Genomic DNA, 12,156 nt, shown 5'->3' on the forward strand with positions numbered 1-12,156 from the left:
GCTAATAATCTTAATAAAATAAAACTCAACACTTTATAACCTTTATAAATCAAGCTCGATCATTCTTATTCAAAATTATTAATTGTTAATTATTATTAATAGCGAATGCGAACCCCTAGCATATTTTTTTCTTAGGTTATCCCAAATTAACTTTATCATTATTATTCCTACTACTTGGACATCATAAATCATAACCTGAGATAGAACATTGAGAGATTGCTTCGTATCCTCGCCATGACAGTATAAAAAATTTAGAATTAATAGTTGTTTTCCCCCTCTCCTCTTCCTCCTCTTCCTCCTCTTCCTTCTATCCACAACTCATATTTTATGGCTCGATCGAATCTACTCTAAATGATAAGATAAGGTATCTTAAACAAAAATTAACATTCAAAAAAGATGTTAATTCTTGATTCTCATTTTCAATTCTCCATTTTCAATTCTCCATTCATTCTTCTATGGTATTTGTTAAGCGTGTAGAGTTATCCCGTTTTAAATCTTTTGGAGGTAGTAATGCCGTTCCTTTTTTGCCCGGATTTACTGTGATTTCAGGTCCAAATGGTTCAGGTAAATCTAACATATTGGATGCTTTATTATTCTGTTTAGGGTTAGCTAGTTCAAAAGGCATGAGGGCGGAAAGACTACCCGATTTGATTAATAATAGTCAAAATAACACTGGAAAAGTGATGGAAACTGTTGTTTCTGTTACTTTTGATTTAGAAAATTTAGATAGTTTAAGTAATAATTTATTAGAAGAAACTCAGGTTAATCAAACTAATAAACAATTAGAAAAATCAGAAAATTTTTATACTGAAAATGAAGCGGATAATTTCTTAGATAATGAGGAAAATAAACAAGAAGTAAAAATTAATTTAGAATCCCTCTCAGAGTTAAAAGTCACTAGACGTTTAAGAGTCACAAAAGGCGGTAGTTATGCCTCTACTTTTTATCTTAATGATAGCCCGTGTACTGCTAATGAACTCCATGAACAATTAAACCGTCTGCGTATTTATCCTGAAGGTTATAACGTGGTTTTGCAAGGAGATGTGACTCGTATTATTACTATGAATGCTAAGGAAAGACGAGGAATTATTGATGAGTTAGCAGGTGTTGCAGAATTCGATCGAAAAATTGAGCAAACCAAGACGACTCTGGAGGCGGTGAGGGAGAGAGAGGAGAAATGTCATATCATCCAAGATGAGTTGATAGAAAATAGTGCTAAGTTGAAACAGGATTCTGAGAAAGCGAGTAAATATCAAAAACTTAAGGCACAAATTCACGAGAAAAAACAATGGGAAATCGTGATTAATTGGCGTTATTTACAACAACAAAAAGAGGAGATAAAAAAGACATTATTAGACTTAGAAACTAAACAAACTCAAAAGACAGAAAACTTGAGTAAAATTGACAGTAAAATTATCACGGCTAATGAAGAATTAAAGGCATTCAATGAGGAAGTAAAAGCCTTAGGAGAAGAAGAACAAATTAATGTTGCCTCTAAGTTAGCTAGTGATAAGGCAAAACGAGAACAACTTTTAAAACGACAACAGGAATTGACTAAGTTAGATAATGACTTAGTTACTAAACACCGTGAAATTGAGCAAAAAGTTAAGAGTTATCAGCAACAGTTAACAAATTTAACCACAGAAATTGAGCAATTAGAAACTAACCTTCTTCCTCAGTTAGAAAGAGAAAAAACTGTCCTCAAAAATGAATTAGATACTTATAAAGAAGAAGCAAAACAAATTGCTTCTAAGTCTCAAGCATGGGTTGCACAACAAACCGCATTAAATCAAGAAATTACCACTATTCAAAAACAGTTAAATCCTCAGTTAACTCAACAGGCTTTGTTAACGGAAAGATGTAGTAAGTTACAGGTAACGATTAAAAATGAAAATGAGCAATTAGCAAAGTATGAGCAAGATATTAATAAAAAACTTGAGCAAGTACCCACTTTACAAAAAGAAATAGAGGACTCCGCATCGAACATACAAGTATTAGCGGAGAAACTCGCAAAAGTTGACGCAGAAATTGTCTTAAACCAAGATACAGTAAATCGTTTACAGGTTGAGCAAAGGGAGAAGCAACGGCAGTTAGACAAATTGGAGGCAACGAAACAAGCACAACAGGAGGCGCAGGGTACTTATGCCAGTAAGATTATCTTAAATTCTGACTTGCCGGGGGTATGTGGTTTGGTGGCGCAGTTGGGGGAGGTGGATTCCCGTTATCAATTAGCGTTGGAAATTTCCGCAGGAAGTCGCTTGGGGTTTATCGTGGTGGAAGATGACACCATTGCTTCTATGGGCATTAAATTACTCAAGCAACAAAAAGCAGGAAGGGCGACTTTTTTGCCCTTGAATAAAATACAGTCACCCCGTCTCAATATTCCGAGAGAGGTTGCCCAAGCTAGGGGGTTTATCGATTTAGCTGTCAATTTGGTTAAGTTTGATGCTCAATATCAAGGAATTTTTGCTTACGTTTTTGGCAATACGATCGTGTTTGAAGATTTAGACAGCGCTCGGCGGTTAATGGGACAAGGGCGCATTGTCACTTTAGATGGTGAGTTGTTGGAATCTAGTGGAGCAATGACGGGAGGTAGTGTTTCCTCTCGATCGAGCCTGAGATTTGGTAGGGTTTCGGCTACGGAAAGTAAGGACTTTGGGGAGTTAAGACGGCGGATAAGTGAAATTGAAGACATAATTATCCAGTGTACAAATAAAATATCAGAAAAAAGGCACTTAGTCAAGGGGTGGTCAGAAGAATTAAATCAAGAAAGACAAAATAGACAGAAAAAACTGCTACTTTTAGAACAATGTCAACAGGAAATTAGCCGTTTAGAACAAGATAAAGAAAAAATTATTGGTAGTAATGCTAATAATTATCAGGAGTTAGTTAAGGGTAAACAAGAGTTAACAAATATTGAACAAAATTTGCCTTTATTACAGACTCAATTAAACCAAAAACAAGAGGAATTAAAAGAGTTAGAATCTAGCTATGATAATCAGGAATGGCAAAATTTACAGCAGATTATTAGTCAGCAGGAGTTGTTATTAGAAGATAGGCAATCGATGTTAAATAAAAGTCAACAAAATTTAGATAAATTAGTCAATAATCATAGAGATTTGCAGGAAAAAATTACGGAAGCAGAAAATAATATCACTTCTTTATTGACTCAACAAAAGGAGATTAAACAGGAAGAAACTATCCTTACCCAAGACTTGAGTTCGATCGAGCTGGAAATCACTAACTATGAAACTCTTTTCCAAGAATTAGCTCATAAATTAGAGGACATTAAACAGAGAAGAAATAAACAAGAAAGCCTTGTTAAACAGTTAGAAAATGAACAACAACAACTAAAATGGTCGATCGAAAAAATAGTTTTACAACACCAAGAAGGGCAAACAAAATTAAATGAGTTAACCTTGCAAATAGATGAGATAAGCCAAGAGTTACCTAATCCTTTACCCGAAATTCCTTGGTTAGTTAATAATGCAGAAAGTGGTGATATTAATAATAAAATTACCTTCGATAGTTTGCAAGATCACCTAGAACAAATTAAACAGGAAATTCGCAAAGGAGAGAAAAAATTAGAAGCCCTTGAACCTGTTAATATGTTAGCTTTAGAACAGTATGAAAAAAATCAGGAAAGACTAGAGGAATTATCAGGAAAATTAGCAACTTTAGAGGGTGAAAGAACTGAATTATTATTAAGGGTAGAGAATTTTACTACCCTAAGATTAAGGGCTTTTAAAGAATCTTTTACTGCTGTTAATGAAAACTTTAAAACGATTTTTGCTACCCTTTCCGATGGGGATGGTTACTTAAAATTAGAAGATGAAAATAACCCTTTCAATGGTGGTTTAACTTTAGTTGCTCACCCGAAAGGAAAACCTGTACAAAGGTTAAGCTCTATGTCTGGAGGAGAAAAATCTTTAACCGCCCTTAGCTTTATTTTCGCTTTACAAAGATACCGCCCTTCTCCTTTTTATGCCTTCGATGAGGTGGATATGTTTTTAGATGGTGCTAATGTGGAAAAACTCTCAAAAATGATTCAGCAACAGGCAAAATCTGCTCAATTTATCGTGGTTAGTTTAAGAAGACCGATGATCGAAGCCGCCCAACGCACGATCGGGGTTACTCAGGCTAAGGGGGCTTATACTCAGGTATTGGGTATCAAACTTAGTTGAGTTCGATCGAGTTTTCGGCATTCTTTCAGTAAATCTGATGTTAAGAGGATATGCAATCGAACTTATTTCAAAAAAAAGCTATATCTAAATCTTTACAAATTTTCTTAGCAAGAATATCAGGAATTTCATTATGTCGGGGAATAGCCGATCGTTTATTTTGGCAAGGATTATGCCATTATGAATGATTACCTCCTTATCTTAACAATTCACATCCTTGAGATTGAAGATAACGCAAAAGCTCATTTCTTTTCATATAGTAAGAGTTTTTTTCGTTTTGATTAAAATAAGATTTTACTAGGTAACTCAAAACTATTCATATTAGTTGAAGGAATATTAAAAAAATCAAATATAGGTAATGATTGATTATTACCATATTTTAAATAATCTTTAATTGTTTCAGCCACAAATTTTGCAAGTTTAACAGGAACAGCATTACCTATAATTTGTTCTAAATTAGTCTTTGTGCCAAAAAAATTAAAATTTTCAGGGAAAGTTTGAATATAACTACGTTCTAAAGTTGTGAGAGGTCTAATTTTATCTAAATCAATATTTTGGGGATCACAATGATTTAATTTGTAACCTTTTGGAATCGGTCGATTTACGCCTCTAATAGTCGGACTAGGTTCATTTACTGAAAATATTCCTCTTCTACTATAATTTCTTGGATGACGATAATAATATTCTATCTCGATCGAATCTCCTAAATAATCTTTCACTGTCATGGGTTTTGTGAATAAATTTTCTTGAAAAATAGTGTTAAGTTGATTATGTTTATCTCCTAAATGACCTATTAAAAAAAATCTTGTTCTAGCTTGAGGTACTCCGCAAAAAGACGCATTTAAAATAACAGATGAAAGTCCATATTTTTGCGTGATAAACTGTTCAATAATATCTTTTAAAATATGAGTTTTTCTAATTTGAGTCACGTTTTCCATGACAAACCATTGAGGTTTTATCTTAGAAATTATATTCGCAAAATGATAGGTTAAATTAGCACGACCTAGAGTAATATCTCGTTTTCCTGCACTGGAAAAATCTTGACAAGGAGGTCCTCCGATAATAATATCAGGAGAAAATTTTTGAATTGTTTTAAATACCTCATTTTCATTGCTCAAGTCTTGTTCAAAAATAGGATGACTAAAGTTTGCCTGATATATTTCTATGGCAGGTTTCCAGTTATCAAATGCTCCCAATATTTCAAACCCAGCTTGTTGAAATCCTAAAGAAAAACCGCCACAACCTGCAAAAAGATCAATACATTTCATCATCTAAACAAATCTGGTGAATTGAATACAATAGCATCAAAACGTCTTTCGGGACTTAAAAGGTTTTGACTTCCTCCTAGTATTATATTTTTAATTTCATCTTTCTTAATAATCGGTTTAGTTAGACGATCGCACATCATATATTTATTAGTTATATTCCCAGAGGAAGCAAAGGCTTTATCATTTTTTGTGTTGTAAGATAAATTATCAATAATTTTTTTGTGATTAAATTTTCGATGATTTTTAAAATCTTGTAGCATTTTATATAACCAAATTGCCGTTCTCGTCTGACGATTGATACTATTCGCTGTAATTTCCCTATTGGCGATCGTAGAAATAAAATAAGTAAATCCTGCATTACTCCAGACAAAGACATCAAGACAATTTTCTGCAAGACTTGGTGATTTACCTCTAGTTTTCCAAATTGGTTGAATCAAAAAAGATTGCTGATTTTCCGCTAATTGATAGGATATTTGTTCTATACAGTCAATAATTTGATCAATTTTGCTTAAAATTAATTTTTCTTGTGACCAATCATCAATTACGATGTCAGGAATGATGTCCCCTAATTCTCCATTCAAACTCGAAATAATACTACAAGCTAAATAAACGATCGTATCAGGTCTAACAACTATTTCACTACCATAATATTCTTCTTGCAAATTACAGGTCACATTATCAGGTAAAGCCGTTAGTTTAATTTCTAAAGCGGATAAACATTGTCCATCACTTTCTTTTTGTATAACTAAATCAATTCTTGGCAGTGAACCGATTATATATTTTTGATAGGGTGTATAAGTCGATTCAAAGGCATAATAAATGTCATTATCAGTAGGTTTTAGTCCAAAAATTTCACTAATTGCGATGGTCGATTGACAAAATTTTTTCTCTTGAATACAAAGATTAATAGCATCAATATTTTTTGAGTCTAAATAGCAAGACAACGAGATAGGAAATGAAGAATTAAACTGATTTTTTCCCCAAGTTTCTTTTAATGTAAAATCTCGATTTGATTTTCTAATACCGAATAGACTAGGTTTTATTTGATTCATTTGAATAACTTTTGCTATAAAATCTTTATATTATCTTTTGAATTTTTGTATAATTAAAGTTGGGTTTCGTTACCTCTACTCAGCCTACTTTTATTATGCTCTTTCTCTCAATTTATCTAAGACAGATAATATCGCAATCCTAAATCATTGGTAAACAAACGAAGACTGATTTCTCTTTTTATTAAAGCGAGTTAGGAGGATATAATTTTTCCATTCGATCGATTGATATTCACTATTCACCCTCACATATTACCATCCAGTGATAGACACAGTATCTAACAAACTGGGGGGATTATCTTCTGTAGGAGATTGATTATTTTCTGTTTCTCTTACCTCAATACAGAAAGTTGCCGTATTAAAACCGCCAAAACGTTGTACTGTACTGGTTCTTAATCTTATGTCATCGCCGACAAACCAAAATCTTTCATGAATGGTCATGGTTTCATACTCTGTAGTTAGTACAAGAGCATCTTCTTGATCTAAATAATACTCTCCAGCAACGGGTACAATTTCGGCATAACCTCTTTCTCTGAGTAGTTTACCTTGACGGGGATTTTCGGCGGTGGGAATGAGGGCAAAAACTGTCTCTCCTTTGTGATCTTCGTTCTCTTTATCCCATTGCATTGCTCCATCCCATGTAACATAAGAGCCACCAACAGATGTTTCGGGTGAGCAGGAGTGCATTTGACAAATTTCGGCTATTTTGGGATCATCTTTAGTTAAGGTTTCTACTTTGATTTGAGAGCCTCCTGTTTCTGCTCTTCTGAAAGGTAAATGATGAGTTGTACGTTGCGATCGCCATTGTCCTGCACTATGTTGAAAAAATGTTAAACCGTCCATATCTTGATCAAAAAAATTATATATTCAGAATATTATCTTATCATCGATCGCGCAGCTCCACCTTTGGCGATCGAGCTTTTTAAATCGAATTTTGAGGAGGAGAAAGTATTTAATTAAGAAGGATTAATGAGAAAAAAAATTAAACCGCTATAAAGTTGAAAAGTCTCATCCCAGAGGGTTTCTTCCCTACGAAAAAGATTGATGTGAGGGGTGATTTGTTTTAACATTTCTGGAAATTGGATTGCTCCTTCTGCAAATAAGGTAAAATCGGACCATAGTGGTTTATCAGGTATTTTTTCATTTAAAAAATTAGTTAAATATTCCCATTTTTCTTGAACAGTTTTGCCCTGTTTTGATATTTCTAAACCTCGATCGTGAAACGGCGCTGCGCGATCGAACTTGTAAAATTGATCACTAAATCGTAAAATTAAATTTTGAGACACTAAATGTAAATCATAGAATTTGCTATAGTCAAGGGTGGACTTTTTTTTCTGGGGTTTTCCCTTTGCATCAATATGTAAAGTTTCTTCAAAAATAGGGATTAAAGCATGAATTTTATGGTTAATTTCTGTCCATTGAAAAGTAATAATAATTTCTTTTTCCTGATCATTTTTACATAAAATATTTACTTCACCATCATCACTAATAATATATTCAACTTGATAAACTGTCATCTGATTAATATTTTTGATTCTCTGACAAAAACAAGGAATTTCTGCTTGAGATAACTCTGTTTGATAATAGTTTAAAGTACCGAAATTACCAGTTTTATAAAGTCTTAAACTACGGGTAGGAATTTGTAAAGTAGCGGTATAATTATCTAAGTTCATTACTTGAGCAAATTTTGGTGCTAACACTTTTTTTTGTTCAAGGTTAACAGGTTTTAAAACTAATACCGCTAAATCTTCACTGTTTTCGATATTTTGAAATTCTTGAAGTTTTTTAAGTTGAATTTGTTGTTGAATTTGTTGTTTTTCTCGATTAATTGTAACGATTCTTTCAATACCATCACGAATCAATTTGAGCAGTTGAGCATCAGGATAAATACTATCTTTAACAATTTGTCGATAACTTGCTTCAGATTCGGTTAAATTGCCTTGTTTTTCTAAGATTAATGTTTGATAATATCTTATCCATAAATCATTTTTTCCTTGAGCTAATAGTTGTGTTAATATGTCTTTAGCTTCGTCATAATTTTCCTGATCGATCGCCGATTTTACTTCTTCAAACATATTCAATAATTAATCATAAGAGCTTTTAACTGTTAACTAATAGTTTATTATAGTTGTTTATACCTACTCACGGGATAAAGGTTGACATTTTTTTAAAATATGTTAGCTTTTAATGAAGTCGATAACCAAGACTGTTAAAACTATTTAATTTAAAGATTAAATTAAATAAAAATTAGTTATTATTCAAGATTAATCAATTAATTAGAATAATAAAAGTAGGGTGGATTACACCCGAATCAACGCTTGTGGACAGTATCAAGCCGACTTGACTGGTAGAAGCAAGAAGTAAACGTCATAGGTAACTATGAGTAAGTTTTATATAACAGAACAGCACACAAAAAATGATCCAATAATCCAATAGTAATTAATGATTATGGATTTTATCATAAACCACCTTGCCATAGACATCGATCATAATTTCCGTAAAGGCGTAAAATTTTAGATAAGGGTAGGAGATAGGAGACAGGATACAGGAGATAGTAGTAAGAATTGATTTAAACTTATGTAAAATTCATTTTTTGCTATTATTTCTCTTTATTTAATTATTTTCTTTGGCTAAAATTTGAACAGCTATTACTCAATAACCCTTATTTTAAAAGGTTGTTAATCTCGAATTCAGGTAGAATAAGGGTTAAAACCCTTACTACGAACTTATTATTACTTATTCTTTATGATTCGCTTAAAGTCTTGGCAATGGTTTATTTTGAGTATTCCTATTATTGCTATCATTACTTTTTTTGTGGTGGCAACGGGGTTACAAATTCACGCATGGGGTATTAATTGGATATGGGCGATATTTGTAGCTATACTTGTGGGTTGGCGTTGGTTGTTGGTAAAGTGGACAAAACCTCTATTTCCTAGTGTAGAAAATATTATCTCTGATGTACAGCAGGATTTGCAAACTACAACTTTTAATTTACCTTCCCAAAAAAGTTATAACAATTCGGAGATTATTCCTAAGCTAGAGGAAGTTTTACAGAGTATTATCGTGAAAACGAGGGAAGATGCCCCTATTTGGGAAGATTTACAGTTGTTTTTTGAACGTTGTCAGGATTTGGTAAGTTCGATCGCCAAAATTTATCATCCTGAAGTAGAATATCCATTATTGAATATTTATATCCCCCAAGCCTATGGATTAATTCGAGGTACAGTGGATGATATGGATAAGTGGATGACGAAATTGTCTCCTGCGTTAAATCAAGTAACCATTGCCCAAGGTTATCAAGGTTATCAACTATATCGCAAAGTTGAACCGAGCGCTCGTAAATTATTGCAAGTGTGGAGTTGGGCACAATGGGTGATAAATCCTGCGGTGGCGGCGACTAAGTTAGCTAGTCAAGAAACGAATAAACAAGCGAATCAGGAGTTATTGATTAATCTTAGTCAAGTTTTAAGGGAAGTGGCTTTGCGAAATTTGGCACGGCAAACGGCTTTGTTATATGGTGGTGATAGTTTACCTCTTGATAAATTTATCCCGAATAATGAGACTTTAACTAAGACAAAAACCCAGACTTTGCAAGAAATTTTGACTCAAGCTCAAAATCCAGACCAAATTGAGCAAAAACCCGTTAATATTCTTTTAGTGGGTAGAACTGGCGCTGGAAAAAGTAGCTTAATCAATACTCTTTTTAATACGAAAAAGGCGGAAGTTGATGTTTTGCCTAGCACGACGGAAATCAAAAGTTATCAATGGAAAGCTAACACAGGAGAGGTTTTAAACCTTTTGGATACTCCCGGTTATGAGCAGGTCGATCGTTCTGATTATGCGCAAACGGTGCTAGAATATGCGGAAAATAGTGATATTATTTTACTGTTAAATCCTGCGCTTGATCCAGCCTTACAAATGGATAAGGATTTTTTAGTTAAGTTGCGTGATAATACTGCTGATGTGCCTATTTTTATTATTATTACTCAAGTCGATCGACTGCGCCCGATGCGAGAATGGTTGCCTCCTTATAATTGGTTGACGGGAAATTCACCGAAGGAGGTTTCTATTCGTGAAGCGGTGAAATATCGTCAGGAAAACTTAGGAGAATACTGTAAGGAAGTTTTACCTGTGGTAACTCTCGATCTCGATCGAGATTCTTGGTATGATGACGTTTTAGCTATGAATATTTTAAGCTCGATCGAACCTGCAAAACAACTAAGACTAGCCCGTTTTTTCCGTAATATCGAAGCCAAAAGCATCACCGCCGCTAAAATTATCGATAAATATTCCTTTCAAATGGCAACCACTCAAGGCTTAACTACGTTACTCAAAAGTCCTGTCTTGCAATTTATTTCGACTTTAAGTACAGGCTCACCTCGTTTAGCCTTTTTACTAGCAGAAAAAATCCCCATTGAACAATTACCCGTAGTTATTGGTAAACTGCAATTAGCCTTTGAATTATTCTCTTTATTAAGTACAAATAACGAAGATAAAATACAATTTGATTTATTATCTTTATGGACTTTATTAGTAGAAAATAATGGTAATCCAGAGCAAGAAGCCTATGCTTTAGGTCATGCTTTAGTTGAATTTTGGACTAAAAAAATGACTTTTAATCAGTTAGAAGAAAAGTATAAATTTTATTTACAAAATTGATGTTTATGGGAATTAAGTTCGATCGAAAAAGTCGATATTATCTATAATTTATAAATATTTATCCTATCTTCTTCTCCCTTCAAAAGATTATAAAACAACCCCTAATTATTAGTTGATTGTTCATGTAATAAAAGTTCAAAATTGACTAAAGAATCAATCAAAATTGCTTTTTTATGTAATTTTTTTAAGTAGAGAAGATCATTGATTTGATTAAGACTATTAACAATGGTTTTTGGTACATTTTCAAATCTAATTTCTAATGCTTCAATGACGGATTCTTTAGCATTTTTGAGCTTCCCAAGTTGTTCACCTTTTTCCATGCCAATTTCTTCGATACTGGTAATATAAGGCATTTTATTTTCCTCCTCATAATTAATTAATTCTGTTTGGAATTGTTCTTTTAATTCTTTCGGTAAAATCATCAACCAATCGATTAATCGAAATAGTTGAATGACCATTTCCTTAGTATAGCCTTTTTGATATAATAACCTGACTAAGTTTAGTTTTGATTCTAGTCTAGCTAAAGAATTTTTCTTTGTTTCTCGGCTTTGTAAATAAGCCATAATTACCACAGCAAAAGGATTATTATTTTCTGCTAAGGAGGAATAATTTTTTTAATAGTCTAATAGTTTAATAATAGGAAAATCTAGCTTTAGTTGACAACCCCAACGACTATAATTATAATTTGTTGGTCGCCATTTTTCATCTTCATCCCCTAAAACAGCTAAACTGACTATTTCTGTATTTTTATCAATATATTTATCATAAATACGGTAATGATAAACAAACATTCTCTTAGCAAAATTACTTTCATATTTACCTTGAATTTCCGTATGAATTAAGATAATGGTTTCTTGATTATCCATTGTTTTTGATAATTTAACAGGTTAATGACTATCCATTTTACTAAATGATTAAATTCTCATTCCTGAGTTACTTTGTGTTTAGGGTACTTATGTTAAAATTCGTTTGATCAATAATAAAAATTTTATTGTATAT

General features: G+C 32.8%; 9 protein-coding genes. 3 read left to right on the forward strand and 6 right to left on the reverse strand.

Going from position 1 to position 12,156, the window contains the following annotated elements; genetic code table 11:
• Positions 1-455 precede the first annotated feature (455 nt).
• Both smc and SYN6308_RS25870 read left to right on the forward strand, forming a co-directional pair.
• A complete protein-coding gene (gene smc, locus SYN6308_RS20115; protein ID WP_026102188.1) occupies positions 456-4,184 on the forward strand; it encodes a chromosome segregation protein SMC in 3,729 nt (1,242 codons plus the stop codon).
• Between the two features lie 50 nt (positions 4,185-4,234).
• Positions 4,235-4,369, forward strand: coding sequence for a hypothetical protein (locus tag SYN6308_RS25870; protein WP_017296264.1), 135 nt, complete (start codon positions 4,235-4,237; stop codon positions 4,367-4,369).
• 93 nt (positions 4,370-4,462) lie between these two features.
• Here SYN6308_RS25870 and SYN6308_RS20125 read toward each other — a convergent pair whose 3' ends face one another.
• The 4 genes from SYN6308_RS20125 to SYN6308_RS20140 form a co-directional block, all read right to left on the reverse strand.
• Positions 4,463-5,452, reverse strand: a complete 990-nt coding sequence (locus tag SYN6308_RS20125; RefSeq protein ID WP_237741235.1) for a DNA cytosine methyltransferase — start codon at positions 5,450-5,452, stop codon at positions 4,463-4,465.
• Positions 5,449-6,501 carry a HindVP family restriction endonuclease gene (locus SYN6308_RS20130; protein WP_017296266.1) on the reverse strand — a complete coding sequence of 351 codons (1,053 nt, stop codon included), beginning with the start codon at positions 6,499-6,501 and terminating at the stop codon, positions 5,449-5,451. Before SYN6308_RS20130 ends, SYN6308_RS20125 begins: the two co-directional genes overlap by 4 nt.
• 249 nt (positions 6,502-6,750) lie before the next feature.
• Positions 6,751-7,341 (reverse strand): phycobiliprotein lyase, encoded by a 591-nt coding sequence (locus SYN6308_RS20135; protein WP_017296267.1) that lies wholly within the window; start codon positions 7,339-7,341, stop codon positions 6,751-6,753.
• 113 nt (positions 7,342-7,454) lie between these two features.
• Entirely contained in the window at positions 7,455-8,573 is a 1,119-nt protein-coding gene (locus tag SYN6308_RS20140; RefSeq protein WP_017296268.1) for a tetratricopeptide repeat protein, read from the reverse strand.
• Positions 8,574-9,243: 670 nt separating this feature from the next.
• On the opposite strand from SYN6308_RS20140, the gene SYN6308_RS20145 reads away from it, so the two are divergent.
• Positions 9,244-11,157 carry a GTPase family protein gene (locus tag SYN6308_RS20145; RefSeq protein ID WP_017296269.1) on the forward strand — a complete coding sequence of 638 codons (1,914 nt, stop codon included), beginning with the start codon at positions 9,244-9,246 and terminating at the stop codon, positions 11,155-11,157.
• Positions 11,158-11,258: 101 nt separating this feature from the next.
• Here the strand turns inward: SYN6308_RS20145 and SYN6308_RS23600 are convergent, their stop codons facing one another.
• Together SYN6308_RS23600 and SYN6308_RS23605 are read right to left on the reverse strand one after the other, a co-directional pair.
• Positions 11,259-11,720 (reverse strand): hypothetical protein, encoded by a 462-nt coding sequence (locus SYN6308_RS23600; RefSeq protein ID WP_017296270.1) that lies wholly within the window; start codon positions 11,718-11,720, stop codon positions 11,259-11,261.
• Positions 11,721-11,771: 51 nt separating this feature from the next.
• Entirely contained in the window at positions 11,772-12,023 is a 252-nt protein-coding gene (locus tag SYN6308_RS23605) for a hypothetical protein (RefSeq protein ID WP_017296271.1), read from the reverse strand.
• Positions 12,024-12,156 lie beyond the last annotated feature (133 nt).

It is taken from the genome of Geminocystis herdmanii PCC 6308, assembly GCF_000332235.1.
In the GTDB taxonomy this organism is placed as follows: Bacteria; Cyanobacteriota; Cyanobacteriia; order Cyanobacteriales; family Cyanobacteriaceae; genus Geminocystis; species Geminocystis herdmanii.